This window comes from Bradyrhizobium sp. BR 10261, assembly GCF_019455395.1.
In the GTDB taxonomy this organism is placed as follows: domain Bacteria; phylum Pseudomonadota; class Alphaproteobacteria; order Rhizobiales; family Xanthobacteraceae; genus Bradyrhizobium; species Bradyrhizobium manausense.
Genome location: NZ_JACOFQ010000011.1, coordinates 150,416 through 171,736, shown reverse-complemented (window position 1 = coordinate 171,736; position 21,321 = coordinate 150,416). Strand labels below are relative to the sequence as shown.

The window sequence follows — 21,321 nt, the reverse complement described above, 5'->3', positions numbered from 1 at the left end:
CCGTATCATTGACGGCTTCGGACGATTTCGCCTAATAATCGCCACCAACAAGGGCGGGCGCGACGCCTCTCAGGTTTAAGTCGAGGGTTTTGCATGAACAAGGTCTATCCCGACGCTAAGTCGGCGCTCGAGGGCGTTCTCAAGGACAACATGATGATCATGTCCGGCGGCTTCGGCCTCTGCGGCATCGCCGAATCGCTGTCGGATGCGATCCGCGACTCCGGCGTGAAGGGTCTGACGGTCGTCTCGAACAATGCCGGCGTCGACGGCATCGGACTCTCTCGCCTGCTGGAGACCCGCCAGATCAAGAAGATGATCTCGTCCTATGTCGGCGAGAACAAGCTGTTCGCTCAGCAATTCCTCGCGGGCGAGCTGGAACTCGAATTCAACCCGCAGGGCACGCTTGCCGAGCGCATCCGCGCCGGCGGCGCCGGCATCCCGGCGTTCTACACCAAGACCGGCGTCGGCACGCTGATCGCCGAAGGCAAGGAAGTAAAGGAGTTCGACGGCGAGAAGTATCTGATGGAGCGCGGCCTGTTCGCCGACCTCGCCATCGTGCACGCCTGGAAGGGCGACACCGCCGGCAACCTGATCTATCGCAAGACCGCGCGCAATTTTAACCCGATGATGGCGACCGCCGCGAAGATTACCGTGGCCGAGGTCGAGCACCTGGTTCCCGCCGGTGAACTCAACCCCGATCACATCCACACGCCCGGCATTTTCGTGAAGCGCATCGTCGAGGTCGGCACGGCCAAGAAGCGCATCGAATTCCGCAACACCCGTCCGCGGCCCGCGGCTTAACTCGCAACCCCTTAGGAGAGTCATATGGCCTGGACCCGTGAACAGATGGCCGCTCGTGCCGCCAAGGAGTTGCGCGACGGTTATTACGTCAATCTCGGCATCGGCATCCCGACGCTGGTCTCGAACTACATTCCTGATGGCGTCGACGTCAGCCTGCAGAGCGAGAACGGCATGCTCGGCATGGGCCCGTTCCCCTATGAGGACGAGGTGGACGCCGATCTCATCAACGCCGGCAAGCAGACCGTGAGCGAGCTGCCTTCGACCTCGTATTTCTCGAGCGCGGATTCCTTCGGCATGATCCGCGGCGGCCACATGGATCTGTCGATCCTCGGCGCCATGCAGGTGGCCCAGAACGGCGATCTCGCCAACTGGATGATCCCCGGCAAGATGGTCAAGGGCATGGGCGGCGCGATGGACCTCGTCGCCGGCGTCAAGCGCGTCGTCGTGGTGATGGAGCATTCCGCCAAGGATGGCCCGAAGCTCTTGAAGAAGTGCAATCTGCCGCTGACCGGCGAGCGCGTCGTAGACATGGTCGTGACTGACTTGGCCGTCTTCACCATCGACAAGCACGGTGACGGCGGCATGGCGCTGATCGAGCTCGCCGACGGCGTCACGCTCGACGAGGTCAAGGCCAAGACCGAAGCCGAATTCCGCGTCGCGCTGACGAACACGTAAGGTCTTCGCGAAGGGGGCGCGCCTGACGATCCGGTCTGCGCGTCCCGACGACGCCGATTTCATCGCCAGAACTATCCTGCTATCGCAGCGCGGCTACCGGCCGCGCGGCTGGTTCGATATTGCCCTCGGCTGGCCGGAGCAGCAGTGCCGCGATTTCATCGCGCGCATCGCGACCGCGCAGGCCGTGTCAATGTGGCACTATTCAAATTTTCTCGTCGCTGAATGCGATGGCCAAGCTGCCGCTGCGCTCTGTGCCGTGCCTGCGGCCGGCACCGGCCCTGCGGCGTGGGCTGCAATCGAGGAGGTCGGCGCGGCGACCGGGCTAACCGCGCCGGAGCTGGAGGCGATCCGCCGACGCGGCGTCTATATCCGCAATTGCTGGGTCCAGGGCGGCGAAGGCGATTGGATGATCGAGCACGTCGCGACCGATCCCGCCTATCGCGGCCGCGGCCTCGTCCAGGCATTGATCGAATCCGCGCTGGCAAAGGGAAAGGCAGCCGGCTTCCGCCGCGCGACGATATCGTTCCTGATCGGCAATGAACCGGCCGAGCGCGCTTACACCAAGGCAGGCTTTGCGTTCGCGGACGAGAAGCGCGATCCCGCTTTCGAGGCGATCATTGGTGCGCCGGGCTTTCGGATGTTAGCGCGGATGATTTGAGCAAGCCGCGCACGACGTGCGAGGGGATGAGCTTCTTCATCACTTCTTCGGTGTCGGTGAAGGCTTCGCCCGGCGAGTCGGAGGGCGGGGGGACCAGCTCTACCTTCTGCCGGGGCAGGTTGAGATCGCTGGCGGCGAAGGCGGGAGTTGCCAGCATCAGGGCGGTCGCGGCGGCGCTGATCAATGCGGCTCTGCGGGTAAACATCGGAAGCATCCTTCATCTGAAAAGCGTTTGATGACGGATGCAGTGTGCGCCTGTTGCGGCACGTGTTTGTGCTGCGACAAGCTTTTGCCGGATTCGGCTCCGGTGAATCCCTTAACGGAGCCGAACCGCGTAGCCGGATGCATGGATTAGAGAAGCTCGATTGCGATCCAGACGGTGCCCCAGACTGCGAGCGACAGCGCGGCGAGCACGGCTGCTATGATGACCAGCATGGGCACGAGACGATTTGCGCCAGCGGCGGGCGCGACGGGGACGGGACGGAAATCGTCGAAGCGCGGGATGTGGCGGCGGATACCGGCGAGCCAGAGAACGAGATCGAGCGTAAACGACGCCATGGCCAGTCTCCCAGGAGTGATGATCAATGCCACAATGACTGCGATCCGGCGCCGTGACTTTGAGCGAGCGCAAGGTGGTCTCGTGGAAAACGGGTCATTCTTTACCATCCAGGTCTGCCGCGACCGCGTGCAGCATTAATCTACCAATGGGTAAAACATGAGGACCGACCTCGCGGCGAGCTATGGCGAAGAGCGATTGCCGCGCTACACGAGCTACCCGACCGCGCCGCACTTCTCGGCGGAGATCGGTGCCGACACCTACGCGCGATGGCTGTCCGAGGTCCCCTCGGGCGCCAGTGCATCGCTGTATCTGCACGTGCCGTTCTGCCGCGAGATGTGCTGGTATTGCGGTTGCCATACCCAGATCGTCCGCCGCGACGAGCTCCTCGCGGCCTATCAACGGACACTCCTCGGCGAGGTCGCCCTGGTCGCCGATAGCATCGGCCGCCGCATCAAGGTCGAGCACATTCATTTCGGCGGTGGTACGCCGACGATCATGGCACCGGAGGCCCTCGCGGAATTGATGGCGGCGATGCGCCACGCCTTCTTCGTGCTGCCCTCGGCCGAGATCGCGGTCGAGGTCGACCCGCGGACGCTGACGTCAGAGATGGTCGAGGCCATGCGGCTCTCCGGCGTCAACCGCGTCAGCCTCGGCGTGCAGAGCTTTGATCCCGTCGTGCAGCGCGCGATCAACCGTGGGCAGAGTTATGAGCAGACCGCCTCCGTCGTCGACATGCTCCGGCAGGCCGGTATCGGGGGAATCAATTTCGATCTGATCTACGGCCTGCCGCACCAGACCATCGCATCCTGCCTGGATACGGTGCGTCGCGCGCTCGCGCTCGCCCCCGACCGCTTTTCGGTGTTCGGCTATGCACATGTGCCGGGCTTCAAGAGGCACCAGCGCATGATCAACGAGACCCATTTGCCTGATGGCCTCGCACGCCACGACCAGGCCTGCGCCATCGCCAACGCGCTGAACGAGGCCGGCTATGTGCAGATCGGCCTCGACCATTTCGCGAAACCTGGCGATGCCATGGCCGTGGCCTACGAGCAGGGGACGCTGCGGCGCAACTTCCAAGGCTATACCACCGACCAGGGCGAGGTGCTGCTCGGCTTCGGCGCCAGCGCCATCGGACATCTGCCACAGGGTTACGTCCAGAACGAGGTGCAGATCGGCGCCTATCAGCAGAGCATCGCCAGCGGTCGCCTCGCCACCGCGAAGGGCTATGGACTCAACGACGACGACCGGCTGCGTGCTGACATCATCGAGCGCATCATGTGCGAGTTCGGCGCCGATCTCGGCGACATCTGCGCGCGCCATGGCGCTGAGCCAAAGGCGATGCTGCGATCGGCGTCGCGGTTGAAGTCGCTGATCTCGGACGGCGTGGTGAGAATGGATGGCGACCGTCTCGCGGTCGCGAACGATTCGCGCTTTCTGGTCCGCAGCGTCGCGGCCGCATTCGATGCCTACCTGGATCCGGGCAAGCAGCTGCACAGCCGGGCGGTGTAAGCGTCTCTCCTCTCGTCATTCCGGTGCGCGCGAAGCGCGAGCCCGGAATCCATCGCAGCAGCGCGTGACGTGGAAAAATGGATCCCGGGCTCGCGCCAAGGGGCGCGCCACGGAATGACGGTCTGATGGACCTTGCGTCAGCTTGTGCTTCAACAAAGAGACCGCCGCGCGCTCCGCTATCGTTCGATCGGAACGGAGGCTGTCATGCCCTTCCGATCGATCCGGCTGACGGTCCATCGGCCGGCTTCATTGGCGGCCGCACGCCCTTGCGCCACTCGGTGATGGTGCAGCCGAAGCGACCGCGAAACCAGCGTGCCATGGCGCTCTGCGCGGAGAAGCCCAGTTGCGCGGCGATATCCGCCAGCGGCCGGCCGGAGTCCTCGATCAGCTTGATCACGAGGTCGGCGCGTTGCGCATCAAGGATGGCAGAGAAGCTGGTGCCTGATGCGGCGAGGTGGCGGTGGATGGTGCGGCGGGTGCAGGCCAGATGCTCGGCGACGCGTTCGACCGTGCAGTCGCCGCTCGCGAGCAGGCCGCGCACGACCTCGTCGACTTTCTCCTCCCAGCCTGCGGGCCGGCTTTCCATCGCCTCGATTCGCTTGCGCAAGTAGCTGGCGACGAGGGGATGCGCGCTCGGGATCCGGCGCTCCATGTCGTGCGCCGACATCACGATCGCGTCCTCGTCCGCGTTGAAGATCACGCGGCAGCCGAAGAAGTCGCGGTAGCGCTTGCGGTCATGCGGCGGCGGGTAGCGCAGATGCACTTCCTGCGGCTGCCAATCGCTGCCGAACAGCGACTGAATGATGCGATGGACGCTGCCGAGCGCCATGTCGATCGATTGGCGCGGCGCGGTCGGCTGCCGCCCGCGCAGATGCAAGATGATCGTCAGGGTCTGCTCGTCCGTGACGATTTCGAGCTTCATGCCGTCGTGATGGATAGGGATGAAGCGGGAGAGAGCCTCGATCGCCTCGCCGACCGTCGCCTGTTCGCGCACGATCAGGCCGACCGCGCCGAAATTGGTGAGGCCGCCGCGCTCGGCCAGCCGTAAGCCGAAATCTTCAGCACCGGATTCCGCTGCCGATATCTCGAGCAGGCGACGCAGGGCCGGGACCGCAATGGGTGTATCGGGCTCGTCCAGGATGGCCAGCGGCAACCTGACCTTCCGCATCATCTGCCTGGGGTCGAGCCCGACCGACCGGGCCACCTCCGGGTAACAGCTCAAGCCTGCGCTGCGAATGAGGTCGGTCATGCGACCGTGTCCTGTCAGCCATTCCCGCGGATGTCCCGAAATGTAAAGTTTCTGTCCCTATCCGTCAAATCCGGGAACCGAATGGAACATACATAGGGGGAAAGCCAAGCACCGGCGCGAATGCCGTGCTGATGACGGCGGGGCGACGCGCCCCTTGGCCGTCGCTGGCCATTTGACCAAGACATTGCTGGATCGGGACCATGCCGGGGAACATGTTTTCCAAGGGTGAAGTATTCGTCGTTGAAACCGACGCCGCCTCTCGCGAGCAATTATCCAACGCGCTTCAGCAGAGCGCCTATGATGTGATCTGCTTCGCCGATGGCGCATCGCTGCTGTCGGAGGCCAAGGCGCGGATGCCGGCCTGCGTGCTGCTGGAGATGCCGGCCGACCGCTCCGCCCTCGACGTGCTCAAGCGCCTGCGCGAGGAAAACTGCCTGGCGCCAGTGCTGGTGACCGCAGCGAACGGCAGCATCGCCATGGCGGTCGATGCCATCAAGAGCGGCGCGGCCGATTTCATCGAAAAACCGTTCCGCACCCACGATATTGTCGGCCGGATCGACGCCGCGATCGACGAGTTTGCCCAGCCGGAATCGACCAGGCATCGCTGGTTGCCGGGTTGCGAAGCTCTGACCGCGCGCGAGAACGACGTGCTCACGCATCTTGCTGCCGGCCTCACCAACAAGGAGATCGCCCGCCGCATGCGTTTGAGCGCGCGTACGGTCGAGGGCTATCGGGCCAACATTTTGAAGAAAGCGGCCGCCCGCAACGTGACGGACCTGCTTCGCCGCATCTTCGGCCAGGGTTCTCCCAGCCAGGTCTGACGGGCGAGGTTCGCCTTCCGACGGATTTGCGCCGCGGCGTGGTGACGCGTTCCGCGGCCATGGTGGCGCCGCACCGGCGCCCCACGGAAACCCCAATCGAACCGGTTCCTTCCCTGCCGCGTCCAACCATGTTGGCGTGGCATTTGATCGCGCGTCCGGCTGGCGACGCGGCGATTTCGGCAGGGAGAAGTTTGATGCGCATCACCGCAAGATGTCTGGCGACGACGAGCCTGGTCCTGGTGACCACAGCGCTCGCCTCGCCTTCATGGGCCGCCGATGTGGACGCCACATCGGCCATCGACACCGTCACCGTCTATCCTGATGGCGCCACCGTCACGCGCGTGATCGCGCTCGACCTCGCCTCCGGGGATTCGACTCTGGTCGCCAAGGACTTCCCGCTCTCGCTCGATCCGTCTTCGCTCCGCGTCGAGGGCGAGGCGGGTGCCAAGCTCACGATCGGCACGATCGATGCCCGGCCGCCGCGGGCGGCACCACCGGTGAATCTGCCCGAGCTCGACAAGCGCATCGAGGCGCTCAAGGACGAGCGCGCCGATCTGCAAGGCACAATCGATGCGGCGGCCGCCCGGCGCAAATTCGCGCAGCGCTTTGCCGAAGCCTCTCCCGCTGGCCTTGGCGAGAAAGGCGAGGCGCGCCCGATCACCGAGTGGCGCACGGCCTTCACCGCGGTCGCCGAGGAAGTCGCGGCCGCCGAAACGGCGATCCGCGATGCCGCGCGAAAACAGCGCGAGATCGATCGCCAGATCGCGCAGCTTGAGGCCGACCGGTCTGCCAAGCCGCCGAGCAAGCTCGAGGTGCGCATCGACGTCGCCTCGGCCGCCGCGACGAAGGCGACGCTGCGCGTGACCTACACTGTGCGCAATGCGCGCTGGCTCCCGCTCTATGACGCCCGGCTCGACACCGGCGCCAAGGATCGCAAGCCGCAACTCGAGCTGGTCCGCCGCGCCGAGGTCACGCAGTCGACCGGTGAAGACTGGTCGAATGTGACGCTCGGCGTTTCCACGGTGCGGATCGCCCGCGGCGGCAGCGCGCCTGAGCTGGGTTCGCTGGTGGCGCAATATCCGCAGGTGCCGAAGCCGCTGGCGGCGGGTTCGGTCTCCGATCTGGCGCGGCCGGCCCCGATGGCGCGTCAGATGCAGTCTCCATCCTTCGCGAGCAAGGTTGCAGAAGCGGCCGAACCGCGCGAGCGGGCCGACGAGCAACAGGCAGTCGCCGAGATCGGCGACTTCCAGGCCACCTTCAAGATCCCCGGCCGTGTCAGTCTCGGTGCTGCCGAGGGCGCCAAGAGCCTGCGCATCGCCTCGATGAGCGTGCCGGCCGACCTCGCGGTACGCGCCGCGCCGGTGCAGGACCCCACCGCCTTCCTCGAAGCCAGCTTCAAGCAGGCCGACGACACGACCCTGCTGCCTGGCAAGGTTGCGATCTATCGTGACGGAATCTTCGTCGGTCGCGGCAAGCTCGCGGCCTCGGCCAAGGATGACATCGTCCGGCTCGGCTTCGGCGCCGACGACAAGGTCAAGATCGAGCGCGCCGTGCTCAAGCGCAACGAGGGCTCGGCCGGCTTGATCGTGACGACCTCGAAGACCGACGAGCGCGCCTTCAAGACCACCATCCGCAATGGCCACGACTTCCCGATCCATGTCGCGATCGAGGATCAGCTGCCGGTCAGCGAGAATGATGAGATCATGGTCGAGATGCTGCCCACCACCACGCCGCCCACCGCAAAAGACATCCGTGACAAGCGCGGCGTGCTGGAATGGTCGTTCGACGCCAAGCCCGGCGAGATCAGGGACATCAACTTCGCCTGGCGCGTTCGCTGGCCCAAGGACAAGACCATGGTGATCGTGCCGTCGGGCTAGCGGTCGCGCCAAGAAAGAGATGCGCTCCCTCCCCCGCTTGCGGGGGAGGGAGAGGACCGAGGAGAGGAAAAACTATTCCTTCACCGCGCCGGTCAGCGACGAGACGTAATAATCCACGAACAGCGAGTAGAAGATCGCAACCGGCAGCGAGCCGAGCAGCGAGCCCGCCATCAGCGCGCCCCATTGATAGACGTCGCCGGTGACGAGCTCGGTCAGGATCGCGACCGGCACGGTCTTGTTGGCTCCGCTTTGGATGAAGGCAAGCGCGTAGATGAACTCGTTCCAGGACAGCGTGAAGGAGAAGATGCCGGCCGAGATCAGGCCGGGCACCGCGAGCGGCAGCGTGATCCGGCGCAGGATCTGCAGCCGCGTCGCACCGTCGACCAGCGCGCATTCCTCGAGCTCGTACGGGATCGACTTGAAATAGCCGATCAAAAGCCAGGTGCAGAACGGCACCAGGAACGTCGGATACACCAGGATCAGCGCGAGCGGGGAATCGAACAGACCGAATTGCACCACCACGGTTGCGAGCGGGATGAACAGGATCGACGGCGGCACGAGATAGGCGAGGTAGATGCCAAGGCCGACATAGGGGCTGCCGCGGAAGCGCAGGCGCTCGATCGCGTAGGCGGCAAGTGTGCTCGCGACCAGCGACAGCGTGGTCGAGCCGATCGCGACCATCATCGTCGTCCACAGCCAGCGCGGATAGGCGGTGTCGAACAAAAGATGCTTGATGTGCGCCAATGTCGGCGAGGAGATCCAGAACGGATTGTGCTCCCGGTAGTTCATCAGCTCCGCGTTCGGCTTGAACGAGGTGATCGCCATCCAGTAGAACGGAAACAGCAGGATCAGCACGAAGCAGCCGAGCGGCAGATAGATCATCATCAGCCGCCGCAGCCCGGAATCCCAGGCCATGGTGTCGGGCGCTGTTTGGGCGACGGTGGAGGCTTGTGCGGCAGCGTCAGTCATTGGCCTCTCCCTGCTGCCATTTGCGCCGCGCCAAGCCGAAATAGGAAAACAACGTCGCAAACACCAGGAACGGGATCATCGACACCGCGATCGTCGCGCCTTCGCCGAGCTCGCCGCCGGCGATGCCGCGCTGGAACGCCAGCGTCGCCAGCAGGTGGGTCGAGTTGACCGGGCCGCCGCGGGTGATGGCGTAGACCAGCTGAAAGTCCGTAAAGGTGAAGATGATCGAGAAGGTCATGACGATGGCGAGGATCGGCATCATCATCGGGAAGGTGATGTAGCGGAAGCGCTGCCATGAACTGGCGCCGTCGAGCATCGCGGCCTCATAGAGCGAAGGTGAGATGGTCTGCAACCCCGCCAGCAGCGAGATCGCGACAAAGGGAATGCCGCGCCAGATGTTGGCGGCGATCAGCGAGAACCGCGCCGGCCAGGGCGAGCCGAGGAAGTCGACATTGCTCGTGCGCCAATGCAGCACGTCGACCAGCAGATAGGAGATGATCGAGAATTGCGGATCGTAGATCCACCAGAACGCCAGCGCCGAGAGCACCGTCGGCACGATCCAGGGCAGCAGCACGATGGCGCGCAGCAGACTCTTGAACGGAAAATGGTTGTTGAGCAGCAGCGCGAGCCAGAAGCCGAGCGCGAACTTCCCGAAGGTCGCTATGCCCGTATAGAGCACGCTGTAGAACACCGCGTTCCACCACAGGGGATCGGTGAACAGATACTCGAAGTTCTCGAGACCGATGAAGATGCCCTTGCGCCCGATCGTGGTGTCGGTGAAGGCGAGCCAGATGCCGAGCCCGAGCGGATAGGTCAGGAACACCGCAAGCAGCCCGATCGCGGGCGCGAGGCACATCACGATCAGGAACGGCTTGTAGTCGAATAAACGTACCAGCCAGTTCGGTTGCCGCTGGGCCAAGGCAGGAGAGGAGAGGGTGGTCACGGACATCAGTGTGTTGTCCTGTCTGTGAAGGTCACCACATCCGTCATTGCGAGCGAAGCGAAGCAATCCAGTCTATCTCTGCGGTGAAGTCTGGATTGCTTCGTCGCAAGTGCTCCTCGCAATGACGGCCTATCGGCCGTCACTTCTGGCGCCGGAAGTAGCGCTTGCAACGCTGCTCCGCCTCCGCAGCCGCTGCTTCAGGCGTCGCAGCGCCGGTTGCGACCGAGGCGAACATCTGCACTGTGACATAGTCCGCGCGAACAGCACCGGTGGCGGTCGAAATCGGACCCTTATACCCGGCGTAATAGTTGCTGTTCATCGTCTCCTTGAAGATCGCCACCTTGGGGTCGCCCTTCCACACCGCCGCATCGGCATAGGCTGCCAGCGGCTGCGACCAGTAGCCGCTGTTGGCGTTGAGCCACGGTTCGTACTGGTCCTTTTCCAGCATGTATTGCAGGAAGGCCTTGGCGGCGTTGGGATACGGGCTGTGCTTGAACACCATGGCATTCAGCGTCAGTCCGGACATCGGCGAGACCGGTGCAAGTCCCTTCGGCAGCGGCTGATGTTCGGAGTCCTCGGCGATTGCCGCGGTCGCCGGATCGTTCTTCAGCGAGAAGTACAGCGAGACGCCGTTGGCGGTCAGTGCGATCTCCTGCGAAGAATACGCGCGGTTGTTACTGACGTCATTCCAAGACGACGTGCCCGCGATGAAGGTTGGATAGAGCTCCTTCACGTAGTTCAGCGCCGCGATGGTCTCCTTGCTGTTGATGGTGACGTTGCCCTCTTCGTCCAGCAGTGCGGCGTTGTGCGCCCACATCATCCAGTCCGCAAAACCGTTGCCGTCGCCGACGGCATTGCCGAGCGCAAAGCCGGCGGGCTTGCCTGCCTTCTGCAGCTTCTTGCAGAGGTCCAGGAATCCAGGAAGGTCGTCCGGCGCCTTGTCGAACCCGACGGATTTGAGAATGGACTTGCGATAGATCAGCGGCCCGCCGGAGGCTCCAAAGGGGAGTCCAATCCAGGAATCGCTCTTGGCCTTCTTGCCGTAGATCTTCGCCAGGTTCTGCCAGCCGCCATACTTCTTGCCGAGATAGTCAGCAACGTCGGTGAGCTCGATCAGCTTGTCGATATAGATGTGCGGTGCATCGGAGAAGCCGATGATAATGTCGGGGCCGGCGCCGGAATTGGCCGTGACCGCGGTCTGCTGGTTGATGTCCTCCCAGCCGACGAAATCGACCTTGACCTCGACGCCGGTGTCCTTGGTGAACTTGGCCGCATTGGCGCGGAACACGTCCTCGTCGGCCTGCACGAAGCGCACCGGCCGCAGCATGCGCAGGCTTGCGCCCTTCTCGATCTCGCGCTTGGGCGCCGGAACGTCGGCGGCCTTGATATTTGACGTTTGCGCCGCAGCACCGGTGGCGGCGAACGTCGCAGCGGACAGGCCCAGCGCCAAGGCATCACGACGTGTGATGTCGTTCCTCATCAGTTCCTCCCTATGATGTCTCCCTTCCCGGCGTTGATCGCCGGTGAAGGGCCGTTCGGTTTCCCTGCGCGTTTGCCGCGAGGGACCGCCTTAGCTGTTCGGGCCGCGGTCCATGCTGACGGGCTGCCAGCGGCGGAGCGCGGTGTCTTGCAGCACCGACGGGTTGACGCAGCTTACCGGCCACATGCCCTGCAGCACCAGTGACAATTCGTAGCCCACCCGGCGCTTGCGCGCCTCGTCGAACCGTGCCGAGGCCGAGGCGACATGGGCGGTCAGCGTCACGTTCTCCATACCCAGGATCGGGTTGTTGTGCGAGGGCGGTTCCTTCTCCAGCACGTCGAGCGCGGCGTGGGCGATCCAGCCCTCCTGCAGCGCCTTGATCAGGCTTTCCTCGTCGACCGTGGCGCCGCGCCCGGTGTTGATGAAGATAGCGCCCTTCTTCATCTGCCGAAAATGCTTCTCGGTCAGCATGTGGTGCACTTCGGGCCGGGCGGGGGCATGCATCGAGACGAAGTCGGATTGCGACAGCACCTCGTTCAGCGTCGCCGGGATGACGCCGTGGTCCCACATCAAGGTTTCCTGGATGAAGGGATCGTAGGCCATCATGCGCAGGCCGAATGGAGCTGCGCGCTTCGCGACGGCACGCGCGACGCGGCCGAACGAGATGAAGCCGAGCGTCTGGCCCATCAGCCGCGGAATCTTCAGTAGCGCCGGCCGCCCCTCGGCCCAGCGCCCGGAGCGCACCATCTTGTCCTGCTCGACCAGGCGGCGGAAGCCTGCCAGCAACAGCATCATGGCGTGGTCGGCGACTTCCTCGATGAAGGTGTCGGGAATGTTGGTGACGGGAATGCCGCGTGCAGTTGCCGCCTTCACATCGACACTGTCGACGCCGACCGAGCCGAGCGTGATGACCTTGCAGTTCTGCAAGCTGTCGATGATGTTTTTGGTGATCGGGATGCCCTTGGCGTAGATCGCGTCGGCAGTCTTCGCGGCGGCGATGAACTCGGCCTCGTTGGCCGGCGCCTCGACGATCTCGGCATCGATCGGATCGAGCGCCTCGCGCTCGTACGAATAGTCGCTGCCGGCGACCGTGAAGCTCGCGCCCTTCGGCGTCACCACCCTGTATTTCGGCATTTCCAGCTCCGATTTTGTTTGTCGGTTCTTGTTGCGACCCGCCTTCGGACGGGCCTTTACGTCTTTTACGCGAAATCGGCGTGAGTGCGTACAATTCCCGGTTGTCGCTGCAGCGATTATTTGCCGTTTTCCGCGGCAGCGTCCGGGCTTCTACGGAGACCTGTAAGGAACTTGCTAAGGGGTCCCCCACTAACAGTTAATTCAATTTCGAACGGTCGACTCGCGTGCATCCCTTTTTCCGGAGCCTATCCCGTGAAGTTAAGCAATCTGAAGATCGCCCCTAAGCTTGGCATCCTTGTCGGCGTCACCTTGTTCGGCCTCTGCATCGCCGGGTTTCTCGCCGGCTATCTGATGAAGTACGAGATGGTGAATGCGCGCATCGACCAGGCCAAGGCGATCGTCGATTTGGGGCGCAACTATGCAGCCGCGCTGAAGAAGCGCGTCGATGCCGGCGAGATGACGAAGGATGCCGCCATGGCCGAGCTCCGTCGCTACGGCAATGCGATGACCTACGACAACGGTGCGGGCTATCTATTCGGCACGTCCTATGACGGCATCACCCAGCTCGCGCCCGATCCGAAGCAGATCGGGATGAACCGCATGGACGTCGTGACCAACGGCCGCAGGCTGTCGCAGGAATTGATGGATGGCGTCAAGGCCAACGGCTCGATCCTGCTCTACTATGAATACGTGAAGCCCGGTCAGGAAACGCCGATCCGCAAGATCGGCTATGCGGTCGCCATTCCCGGTTTCGACATGTATCTCGGCACCGGCGCCTATCTCGACGACATCGACGCCAAGATGGGCCCGGTCTACTGGATGCTCGGGCTTGCCATGCTTGGCATCCTCATCGTCGCCGGCAGCGTCGCCTGGCTGCTCGGCCGCAGCATCAGCCGCCCGCTCGCGCTGCTCGGTGCCCGCATGAGGGATCTCGCTGAGGGCAAACTTGACGGCGACATCCCCGGCGTTGGCCGCGGCGATGAGGTCGGCGCGATGGCTTCGACCGTCCAGATCTTCAAGGACAACGCTATCCGCATCCGCGAGATCGAGAAGAGCGAAGCAGACGCCAAGCAGCGCGCCGCGGCGGATCGTCGCCGCGCGATGGAAGATATCGCCAACGACTTCGAGCGCAGCGTCAACGGCATCGTCCGCTCGGTCTCCTCGGCTGCGGCCGGCATGCAGTCGACGGCGCAGTCGATGACTGCGACCGCCAGCGACGCCTCTTCGCGCGCAGCGACCGTCGGCGCCGCCTCGCAAAAAGCCTCCGGCAATGTCGGCACGGTCGCCGCAGCTGCCGAGGAGCTGTCGAGCTCGGTTACGGAAATCTCCCGCCAGGTGACGCGCTCGACCGAAGTTGCGAGCCGTGCCGTCAGCGATGCCGAGCGTACCAACGCGACGGTACAGGAGCTATCCACCGGCGCCGAGAAGATCGGCGAGGTGGTCAAGCTCATCCATTCGATCGCGGCGCAGACCAATCTGCTCGCGCTCAACGCCACCATCGAGGCGGCGCGTGCCGGCGAGTCCGGCCGAGGCTTCGCCGTCGTCGCTTCCGAGGTCAAGGCCCTGGCCAACCAGACCGCCAAGGCGACCGAGGAAATCTCCGCCCAGGTCGCTGCGATGCAGACCTCGACCAGCGATGCGGTCGCGGCCATCGGCGGCATCACGCAGACGATTGCCGAGATGAGCGAGATCACCGCCGGCATCTCGGCCTCGATCGAGCAGCAGGGCGAGGCGACCCGCGAGATCGCCCGCAACATCCAGTCGGTCGCGGCCGGCTCGGCCGAGATCAACGCCCATATCGGCAGCGTTACGTCCGCCGCCGAAGCGACCGGCACCGCCGCCGGCGACGTGCTGACCAACGCCCGCGAGCTGGATCACCAGTCCGGCGCGCTGCGCGGCGCGGTGGACGGATTCCTCGCCAAGGTCCGCGCGGCCTAAGCTCTTGCGCTGAATTCGTAGGGTGGGCAAAGGCGCGCTTCGCGCGCCGTGCCCACCTTTTCCTTTTGGATCGCCGGGGTTACTTCACCGCCGAACCCTGGCGCGAGGCGATGACGACGCCGGCGAGCACCAGTGCGTAGCCGATCAGGTGAAATGGCTGGAGCCTTTCGCCGAGCAGCAGGATCGCCATCGCCGAGCCGAATACGGGCACCAGATGGAAGAACGGCGCGGCGCGATTCGGTCCGATCAGTGCGACGCCGCGGTTGAAGAAGAGATAGGCGAGCGTCGAGGGGAAGATCAGGATCCAGCCGAGCGTCAGCAGCGTCACGGTATCGAACTGCAGCACCCTGCCGCTCCATCCCTCCCAGATCGCCGTCGGCAGCAGCATGAAGGCGCCGCAACAGGTGGTGAAGGACAGGAAGGAGAGCTGATGAACCTTCGGCCGTCGCGGGATGAAGGCGGAGTAGAGTCCGAACGCCACCAGCGAGGAGGCGAACATGATGTCGCCCCGGTTGAACGAAATGCTCGCCAGCGCCGCCAGATCGCCGCGCAGGATGATGATGAGCACGCCGGCCAGCGAGATCGCGATGCCGGCGAGCTGCCCGGCCGTCAGCCGCACGCCAAACAACACCAGCGACCACAGCGCCACGAACAGGGGACCCGCCGACTGGATCAGCAGCGCGTTCAGCGCCTCGGTATATTGCAGCGCCCAGTACGAGATCGCGTTGTTGAAGGCAAAGCCCACCAGCGACAGGAACAGCATCAGCCGCAGGCTTTTGCGCAACGCCGGCCAGTCGCGCTTCAGATGCGGCCAGGAGAACGGCAGCAGGATCAGGAACACGCCGAACCAGCGGATCGTCGTCACCGTCAGCGGCGGCACATGCGCGCCGACATGGCGCGCGATCACGATGTTGCCGGCCCAGAACAGCGAGCTCAGGCTGAGCAGCAGATAAGGCTGGTTGTTGAGCCAGCTGGCCGGATTCGAGGCCGCCGGCGCGGGCGATGCAATCGTCATTGGCGTTGCGTACGACCTTGCGCCGGATGCTCGTCATGACACAAGTCCCGTCGCCGCAATGCTACAATGCAGGCAAACCTTACGGAGGTGCCATTGGCGGTTAATATGTTGAACATCGAGGGCCTGGAACGGCTCGACCAGCATGCGCCGGTGGTGATGCTGAACCTGATGCGTTTCCACGCCCGTTCGCGCGACGGCGACGGATCCGGCTGGGATGCTTATTTGCGCTACAGCGCGATCACCGTGCCCATGATCAAGGCGCGCGGCGGCACGCTGCTGTGGACCGGCGAGGCCAGGGCGATCGCGCTCGGCCCGCACCAGGGCAATGCGTGGGATTTCGTCGCACTGGTGTTCTATCCGTCGGTCGCAGCCTTCCTCGACATGATGACGTCGGAGGCTTACGAGCGGGATGCCGACCCGCATCGCCTCAACGGCTGCGCCGAGCACGTCATCATCGCGACCAGCGAGGCCTACAGCAAGTTCAGGGCAAGCTAGCGCGCTTGCTTCCGCGAAGCCACGAAAACGCCCGACAGCACCAGCGCGAAGCCGATGAAGTGAAAGGCCTGCGGCAGTTCGCCGAGGAAGACCATGGCCATGATCGAGCCGAACACCGGCACGACATGGAAGAACGGTGCGGCGCGATTGGCGCCGATCAGGCGGACGCCGCGGTTGAAGCAGAGATAGGCCAGTGTCGAGGGAAACACCGAGACGTAGAACAGGGTGAGCAGGTTCGGCCCGTCGAGCTTCATGACCGGGCGCGCGGATATTTCCCAGATCTCCAGCGGAATGAGACACGCGGCACCGGCCCCGAAGGTGAAGGCGAGGAACGACAGGCCATGGATCGGCGGCCGCTTCAACGTCAGCACCGAATAGAGCGCGAAGATGATCAGCGCGACGATGAAGATCAGGTCGCCCTTGTTGAAGGCGATGTTCGACAGCGTGGTGAGATCGCCGTGCAGCAGGATGATCAGCACGCCGCACATCGAGAGCAGCACGCCGAAGGCCTGCGCGCCCGTGAGCCTGATTCCGAGGATGACCAGCGACCACAGCGCCACGATCAGGGGCGCGGCCGACTGCAGCAGAAGTGTATTGAGCGCCTGGGTATGCTCCAGCGCCCAATATTGCAGGGTATTGAAGGCGCCAATGCCGGTGATCGACAGCACGATCATCAGGCCGAGCTTGTCGCGGATGGCCGGCCAATCCCGGGCGAGGTGCTTCCAGGCGAACGGCAGCACCAGCAGGAAGGCGAAGCTCCAGCGCAGGAACGACAGCGTCACCGGCGGGATGTGGCCGGCGGCGAGCCGCCCCACCACCGCATTGCCGGCCCAGCACATCGCGGTGATGCTGAGCAGGAGATAAGGCTGGTTGGCGATCCAGCTGTGGCCGGATGATTCGGCGCTGGTGGTCTGGCCGGTGGCGGTCATTGTAATTGTTATGGCCCCGCGTCATGCACCGAGGCTCCCGGCCCGGCGTTCGGGCCGGCTGATCGCCCGGCACCTCTCAAAGACACGCAAATGCGCCCGATATCAATGCCGCGCGGCGCATCGCCATCATGCGCAGGGCGGTGCAACCGGAACCTCAGCCGGTCGGTCCCGTGCGGATCGCGAACGGCTTCAAAAGTTCGGCGCAGGCGAGATAGACGACGACGAGAAGCGCGATGCCGGCCATCATGATCGGCGGCGGTGCGACGAAGCCGAACCAGGTCCCGAGCGGCGTGAACGGCAGGGCTATCGCGGCGAACAGGGCGATCAGTGAGGAGGCCGCAAGCACGGGATCGGGCCAGTTGTGCCAGGGCCGTCCATAGGTGCGGATCACGAAGATCACCAGGATCTGCGTCGCCATGGATTCGACGAACCAGGCGGTGCGGAACTCGTCCGGCGAGGCCTTGAACAAATAAAGCAGCGCGCCAAAGGTGAGAAAGTCGAACACCGACGACAGCGGCCCCATGATCGCGGCAAAGCGCACCAGGCGCGACATGCTCCACACCTGCGGCTGCGCCGTTGCCTGCGCCGAGACGCGGTCGAAGGGAATGCCGAGCTCGGAGAGATCGTAGAGCAGGTTGTTGAGCAGGATCTGCGTCGGCAGCATCGGCAGGAACGGCAGTGCGATCGAGGCCGCCGCCATCGACAGCATGTTGCCGAAGTTCGAGCTCGCGCCCATGCGGACATATTTGAGGATGTTGGCGAAGGTGCGCCGGCCTTCCTCGACGCCGTCGGCGACGACTTCGAGATCCGACGCCAGCAGGATCATGTCGGCAGCGGCCTGCGCCACACCGGTGGCGCCGTCGACGGAAAGGCCGACATCGGCAACCTTCAGGGCCGGTGCATCGTTGATGCCGTCGCCAAGGAAGCCGACCACCTCGCCGCCGGCCTGAAGCGCCTTCACGATGCGGGATTTCTGGTCCGGTGCGAGCCGGCCGAACGCATCGGCCGAGCGCACCTGCACGGCCAGCGCCTCGTCGCTGAGCTCGGCGATGTCGGCTCCCGACAGCACGCGCTCGGCGTTGAGCCCGACCAGGGCGGCGAGCCGCTTCACCACAACGGGATCGTCCCCCGACAGGATCTTCAGCCTCACGCCGCCCGCTGCGAGCCGGGCGATCGCGGCCGCGGCCGTCGGCTTCGGCGGATCGGCGAAGGCGCAGAGACCTTCGAAGACGAGGTCGGTTTCGTCGTCGGTCTCGACCTCGCGCAGCGCCCCGCTCCACGCCCGCGACGCGATGGCCACGGTGCGCAGGCCTTCGGTCGCGAGCGCGTGGACGCGGGCCGTCGCCGCCTCGCGCGCATGTTGGTCCATCGCGCACAATTCCAGCACGGTCTCCGGCGCGCCTTTGACGATCAGTCGCGCGCCTTCGGGGCCGGTGGCCAGCACCGATCCCAGCCGGCGCGAGAAATCGAAAGCCTGCCGTCCGGCGAGTGTCCAGCCTTGGCAAGCCTCCGGTCGGCCGGCGACGAGGGCGGCATCGAGCGCGCCACGGTCGCCGCCGAGCGAGGCCGCAATGGCGCCGAGCCGCGCGGCGCGCGCATCGTCCTTGCCGGCGGCATCGAGGCTTCTGGCGAGCGTGATCTCGGCCGATGTCAGCGTGCCCGTCTTGTCCGTGCACAGCACGGTCATGGCGCCGAGGTCGTGAATGGCGGCGAGCCGCTTCACGATCACCTTGCGGCGGGCCATGCGCAGCGCACCGCGCGACAGCGTCACCGTCGTGATCATCGGCAGCAGTTCCGGCGTCAGCCCGACCGCAAGCGCAACGGCGAACAGCAGGGAATCGAGCACGGGACGGCCGAACACGACGCGGATGGTGAGCACGACCAGCACCAGCGCCAGCGTGGCGCGCGCGATCACGAGGCCGAATTCGCGCAAGTCCCGTTCGAACGGAGAGGGTGCCTGCGCCTCGGCGAGCGCGGAGGCCGCCGCGCCGAACACGGTGTCGCGGCCGGTCCTGACCACAAGCGCGATCGCCTCGCCGGTTTGCGCGACGGCGCCGCGGAACAGCGCGTTCGAGGTGTCGTCGGGGCCGGCGCAAGGCCCGGCGCGTTTCTGCACCGGATAGGGCTCGCCGGTGAGCGCGGCTTCACCCGCGGTGAAGGCGGTGCTCTCCAGGATCAGCGCGTCAGCCGGGATGATGTCGCCGGCGCGGACGCGCAGCAGATCGCCGGGCACGACGCGCTCAACGTCGATATCGACAAATGCGCCGTCACGGCTGACCTCGGCCTTCAGGGCCACCGAGCGGCGGAGAATCTCGGCGGCGCGGACCGCGTGTCCCTCCTGGATGGTATCGAGGCCGATCGAGAGCGCGAGGATCAGGACGATGATGAGCCCGCCGATCTCGTCGCCGGTCAGCATCGAGATGATGCCGGCCACCAGAAGGATCAGCGACAACGGTTCGAGCAACCGGCGCAGGATCGCGCGCGCCGCGCCCTCGATCCGCGGCGGTGCGTCGGTGTTCGGTCCGAAACGGTCGAGGCGTTCGTCGGCCGCCGCCGCGGACAGACCGTGCAAGGAGCAGCCGAGCTGCGCGCTGAGCGCCTCGGCCGAGAGACGCCAGAAATGGCTGGCCTGGTTGTTTGATGGCTGGGTCACGGCTTGTCTGAAAAAGGGGCCTGCTGACCGGGGAAGGTAAGCTGCGGAGGTGACATCCGTCCCTTGGCACGACCAGGCGCCGGCATGATTGATACGGGTCAATCCGTCGCCCGCGCGCCCGCCCCATACGGCCGCGAAGGTTGCTGGATTTTAAGGGTATATCAAAGGCTTGGGACACGCCTTGGGCCCGAAAAAAGCCCCGTTCTTGCTTGCCTAGAGGGGCCGCTTCCTTTATCCGGTGGAGCTGCCTCGCGTGCGAACGGCCTTCGGCCGGGAATTGGGCTGGGCGCATCTAAAATTCTCGAAGGATTACCCGCGAATGGCCAATGTTGTCGTCGTCGGCGCCCAGTGGGGCGACGAAGGAAAGGGCAAGATCGTCGACTGGTTGTCGGAGCAGGCGGATATCGTCGTCCGCTTCCAGGGCGGCCATAACGCCGGGCATACGCTGGTCATCAACGGCGCGACCTACAAGCTCGCGCTGCTGCCCTCCGGCGTGCTGCGAGAGGGCAAGCTGTCGGTCATCGGCAACGGCGTGGTGTTCGATCCCGCCGCCTTCCTCGACGAGGTCACCAAGCTCAGGGCGCAGGGCGTGGCTGTCAGCCCGGACAATCTGCGCGTCGCCGAGAACGTCACCCTGATCCTGCCGCTGCATCGCGAGCTCGATGCGCTGCGCGAATCCTCCAACGCGGCGACCGCGATCGGCACCACGCGCCGTGGCATCGGCCCGGCCTACGAGGACAAGGTCGGCCGCCGCGCCATCCGCCTGATGGATCTTGCCGACCTCAACACCCTGCCGCACAAGATCGACCGGCTGCTGGCGCACCACAATGCCTTGCGCCGAGGGCTCAACCTGCCTGAGTTCGACGGCAAGGAGATCCTGAAAGAGCTGAGCGCGCTGGCGCCGCAACTGCTGCCCTATGCAGAGACGGTGTGGCGCCTGCTCGACATCGAGCGGCGCGCCGGCAAGCGCATGCTGTTCGAGGGCGCGCAAGGCGCGTTGCTCGACGTCGACCACGGCACGTATCCTTATGTCACCTCGTCCAACACCGTCGCAGCGCAGGCCGCGACCGGCGCTGGCCTTGGACCGGGCGCGGTCGGCTACGTGCTGGGTCTCTGCAAGGCCTACACGACCCGCGTCGGTCAGGGCCCGTTCCCGACCGAGCAGGACAACGCGATCGGCCGCAAGATCGGCGAGCGCGGCCGCGAGTTCGGCACCAACACCGGCCGTCCGCGCCGCTGCGGCTGGTTCGACGCGGTCCTCGTCCGTCAAGCCGTCCGCACCTGCGGCATCAACGGGCTGGCGCTGACAAAACTCGACATTCTCGACGGCTTCGACACGATCGATGTCTGCGTCGGCTACAAGCTCGACGGCAAGGAGATCGACTATTTCCCGGCGGGTGAAGGCGCGCAGGCCCGGGTCGAGCCGATCTATGAGACCATCGAGGGCTGGAAGGAGCCGACCGCCAATGCGCGGTCCTGGGCCGACCTGCCGGCCCAGGCCATCAAATATGTCCGCCGGATCGAGGAATTGGTGGGGTGCCCGGTCGCACTGCTTTCCACCAGCCCCGAACGCGAGGATACTATCCTCGTGCAAAACCCGTTTGAGGCTTAACGAT

General features: G+C 64.9%; 18 protein-coding genes and 1 pseudogene. 9 read left to right on the top strand and 10 right to left on the bottom strand.

Features of this window, described 5'->3' with window-relative positions; translation table 11 throughout:
* Positions 1 to 93 precede the first annotated feature (93 nt).
* The 3 genes from HYH07_RS15480 to HYH07_RS15470 all read left to right on the top strand — a co-directional run bounded on the left by HYH07_RS15480 (position 94) and on the right by HYH07_RS15470 (position 2,134).
* Positions 94 to 801: a CoA transferase subunit A gene (locus HYH07_RS15480; RefSeq protein WP_057757346.1), complete on the top strand. Its 708-nt coding sequence runs from the start codon at positions 94 to 96 to the stop codon at positions 799 to 801.
* A gap of 24 nt (positions 802 to 825) precedes the next feature.
* On the top strand, positions 826 to 1,476 hold the full coding sequence (locus HYH07_RS15475) for a 3-oxoacid CoA-transferase subunit B (protein WP_057757348.1): 651 nt from the start codon (positions 826 to 828) through the stop codon (positions 1,474 to 1,476).
* Positions 1,477 to 1,666: 190 nt separating this feature from the next.
* Positions 1,667 to 2,134 (top strand): N-acetyltransferase, encoded by a 468-nt coding sequence (locus HYH07_RS15470; RefSeq protein ID WP_228749560.1) that lies wholly within the window; start codon positions 1,667 to 1,669, stop codon positions 2,132 to 2,134.
* 82 nt (positions 2,135 to 2,216) lie between these two features.
* Here the strand turns inward: HYH07_RS15470 and HYH07_RS15465 are convergent.
* Positions 2,217 to 2,339: pseudogene (locus HYH07_RS15465) on the bottom strand (nitrite reductase, copper-containing); the annotation flags it as partial.
* A 146-nt stretch (positions 2,340 to 2,485) separates the two neighbouring features.
* Positions 2,486 to 2,692, bottom strand: a complete 207-nt coding sequence (locus tag HYH07_RS15460; protein WP_220003270.1) for a hypothetical protein — start codon at positions 2,690 to 2,692, stop codon at positions 2,486 to 2,488.
* A gap of 157 nt (positions 2,693 to 2,849) precedes the next feature.
* Here HYH07_RS15460 and hemN point away from each other — a divergent pair, with 157 nt between their 5' ends.
* On the top strand, positions 2,850 to 4,202 hold the full coding sequence (hemN, locus tag HYH07_RS15455) for an oxygen-independent coproporphyrinogen III oxidase (protein ID WP_220003269.1): 1,353 nt from the start codon (positions 2,850 to 2,852) through the stop codon (positions 4,200 to 4,202).
* Between the two features lie 202 nt (positions 4,203 to 4,404).
* Here the strand turns inward: hemN and HYH07_RS15450 are convergent, their stop codons facing one another.
* Entirely contained in the window at positions 4,405 to 5,451 is a 1,047-nt protein-coding gene (locus HYH07_RS15450) for an AraC family transcriptional regulator (RefSeq protein ID WP_220003268.1), read from the bottom strand.
* Between the two features lie 200 nt (positions 5,452 to 5,651).
* Here HYH07_RS15450 and HYH07_RS15445 point away from each other — a divergent pair, with 200 nt between their 5' ends.
* Both HYH07_RS15445 and HYH07_RS15440 read left to right on the top strand, forming a co-directional pair.
* Positions 5,652 to 6,272: a response regulator transcription factor gene (locus tag HYH07_RS15445; RefSeq protein WP_220003267.1), complete on the top strand. Its 621-nt coding sequence runs from the start codon at positions 5,652 to 5,654 to the stop codon at positions 6,270 to 6,272.
* Between the two features lie 194 nt (positions 6,273 to 6,466).
* Positions 6,467 to 8,149, top strand: a complete 1,683-nt coding sequence (locus HYH07_RS15440; RefSeq protein WP_220003266.1) for a mucoidy inhibitor MuiA family protein — start codon at positions 6,467 to 6,469, stop codon at positions 8,147 to 8,149.
* A 72-nt stretch (positions 8,150 to 8,221) separates the two neighbouring features.
* Here the strand turns inward: HYH07_RS15440 and HYH07_RS15435 are convergent, their stop codons facing one another.
* The 4 genes from HYH07_RS15435 to HYH07_RS15420 form a co-directional block, all read right to left on the bottom strand.
* Entirely contained in the window at positions 8,222 to 9,064 is an 843-nt protein-coding gene (locus HYH07_RS15435) for a carbohydrate ABC transporter permease (RefSeq protein ID WP_409363899.1), read from the bottom strand.
* Between the two features lie 46 nt (positions 9,065 to 9,110).
* The gene (locus HYH07_RS15430) at positions 9,111 to 10,067 is read right to left on the bottom strand and encodes a carbohydrate ABC transporter permease (protein WP_220003264.1); all 957 of its coding nucleotides are present in this window, start codon (positions 10,065 to 10,067) and stop codon (positions 9,111 to 9,113) included.
* 133 nt (positions 10,068 to 10,200) lie between these two features.
* A complete protein-coding gene (locus tag HYH07_RS15425) occupies positions 10,201 to 11,541 on the bottom strand; it encodes an ABC transporter substrate-binding protein (RefSeq protein ID WP_220003263.1) in 1,341 nt (446 codons plus the stop codon).
* Positions 11,542 to 11,631: 90 nt separating this feature from the next.
* The gene (locus HYH07_RS15420) at positions 11,632 to 12,675 is read right to left on the bottom strand and encodes a C-terminal binding protein (RefSeq protein ID WP_220003262.1); all 1,044 of its coding nucleotides are present in this window, start codon (positions 12,673 to 12,675) and stop codon (positions 11,632 to 11,634) included.
* Positions 12,676 to 12,927: 252 nt separating this feature from the next.
* Here HYH07_RS15420 and HYH07_RS15415 point away from each other — a divergent pair, with 252 nt between their 5' ends.
* Positions 12,928 to 14,613, top strand: coding sequence for a methyl-accepting chemotaxis protein (locus HYH07_RS15415; RefSeq protein ID WP_220003261.1), 1,686 nt, complete (start codon positions 12,928 to 12,930; stop codon positions 14,611 to 14,613).
* Between the two features lie 79 nt (positions 14,614 to 14,692).
* Here the strand turns inward: HYH07_RS15415 and HYH07_RS15410 are convergent, their stop codons facing one another.
* On the bottom strand, positions 14,693 to 15,628 hold the full coding sequence (locus HYH07_RS15410) for a DMT family transporter (RefSeq protein WP_220003260.1): 936 nt from the start codon (positions 15,626 to 15,628) through the stop codon (positions 14,693 to 14,695).
* Between the two features lie 105 nt (positions 15,629 to 15,733).
* Between HYH07_RS15410 and HYH07_RS15405 the strand changes: the two genes are divergently transcribed.
* Positions 15,734 to 16,123, top strand: coding sequence for a DUF1330 domain-containing protein (locus tag HYH07_RS15405; protein WP_220003259.1), 390 nt, complete (start codon positions 15,734 to 15,736; stop codon positions 16,121 to 16,123).
* Here the strand turns inward: HYH07_RS15405 and HYH07_RS15400 are convergent.
* Together HYH07_RS15400 and mgtA are read right to left on the bottom strand one after the other, a co-directional pair.
* On the bottom strand, positions 16,120 to 17,052 hold the full coding sequence (locus tag HYH07_RS15400; RefSeq protein ID WP_220003258.1) for a DMT family transporter: 933 nt from the start codon (positions 17,050 to 17,052) through the stop codon (positions 16,120 to 16,122). The genes HYH07_RS15405 and HYH07_RS15400 overlap by 4 nt on opposite strands.
* A gap of 154 nt (positions 17,053 to 17,206) precedes the next feature.
* Positions 17,207 to 19,705: a magnesium-translocating P-type ATPase gene (gene mgtA / locus HYH07_RS15395; protein ID WP_220003257.1), complete on the bottom strand. Its 2,499-nt coding sequence runs from the start codon at positions 19,703 to 19,705 to the stop codon at positions 17,207 to 17,209.
* A 319-nt stretch (positions 19,706 to 20,024) separates the two neighbouring features.
* Here mgtA and HYH07_RS15390 point away from each other — a divergent pair, with 319 nt between their 5' ends.
* Complete coding sequence (locus tag HYH07_RS15390) at positions 20,025 to 21,317, top strand: adenylosuccinate synthase (protein WP_220003256.1); 1,293 nt, start codon at positions 20,025 to 20,027, stop codon at positions 21,315 to 21,317.
* Positions 21,318 to 21,321 lie beyond the last annotated feature (4 nt).

What these genes read in the sequence shown, in the direction of transcription:
- HYH07_RS15480 (WP_057757346.1), top strand. Translation starts at nt 94, where the DNA reads ATGAACAAGGTCTATCCCGACGCTAAGTCGGCGCTCGAGGGCGTTCTC.
- HYH07_RS15475 (WP_057757348.1), top strand. Translation starts at nt 826, where the DNA reads ATGGCCTGGACCCGTGAACAGATGGCCGCTCGTGCCGCCAAGGAGTTG.
- HYH07_RS15470 (WP_228749560.1), top strand. Translation starts at nt 1,667, where the DNA reads ATGTGGCACTATTCAAATTTTCTCGTCGCTGAATGCGATGGCCAAGCT.
- HYH07_RS15460 (WP_220003270.1), bottom strand. Translation starts at nt 2,692, where the DNA reads ATGGCGTCGTTTACGCTCGATCTCGTTCTCTGGCTCGCCGGTATCCGC.
- hemN (WP_220003269.1), top strand. Translation starts at nt 2,850, where the DNA reads ATGAGGACCGACCTCGCGGCGAGCTATGGCGAAGAGCGATTGCCGCGC.
- HYH07_RS15450 (WP_220003268.1), bottom strand. Translation starts at nt 5,451, where the DNA reads ATGACCGACCTCATTCGCAGCGCAGGCTTGAGCTGTTACCCGGAGGTG.
- HYH07_RS15445 (WP_220003267.1), top strand. Translation starts at nt 5,652, where the DNA reads ATGCCGGGGAACATGTTTTCCAAGGGTGAAGTATTCGTCGTTGAAACC.
- HYH07_RS15440 (WP_220003266.1), top strand. Translation starts at nt 6,467, where the DNA reads ATGCGCATCACCGCAAGATGTCTGGCGACGACGAGCCTGGTCCTGGTG.
- HYH07_RS15435 (WP_409363899.1), bottom strand. Translation starts at nt 9,064, where the DNA reads ATGGCCTGGGATTCCGGGCTGCGGCGGCTGATGATGATCTATCTGCCG.
- HYH07_RS15430 (WP_220003264.1), bottom strand. Translation starts at nt 10,067, where the DNA reads ATGTCCGTGACCACCCTCTCCTCTCCTGCCTTGGCCCAGCGGCAACCG.
- HYH07_RS15425 (WP_220003263.1), bottom strand. Translation starts at nt 11,541, where the DNA reads ATGAGGAACGACATCACACGTCGTGATGCCTTGGCGCTGGGCCTGTCC.
- HYH07_RS15420 (WP_220003262.1), bottom strand. Translation starts at nt 12,675, where the DNA reads ATGCCGAAATACAGGGTGGTGACGCCGAAGGGCGCGAGCTTCACGGTC.
- HYH07_RS15410 (WP_220003260.1), bottom strand. Translation starts at nt 15,628, where the DNA reads ATGACGATTGCATCGCCCGCGCCGGCGGCCTCGAATCCGGCCAGCTGG.
- HYH07_RS15405 (WP_220003259.1), top strand. Translation starts at nt 15,734, where the DNA reads ATGTTGAACATCGAGGGCCTGGAACGGCTCGACCAGCATGCGCCGGTG.
- HYH07_RS15400 (WP_220003258.1), bottom strand. Translation starts at nt 17,052, where the DNA reads ATGACCGCCACCGGCCAGACCACCAGCGCCGAATCATCCGGCCACAGC.
- HYH07_RS15390 (WP_220003256.1), top strand. Translation starts at nt 20,025, where the DNA reads ATGGCCAATGTTGTCGTCGTCGGCGCCCAGTGGGGCGACGAAGGAAAG.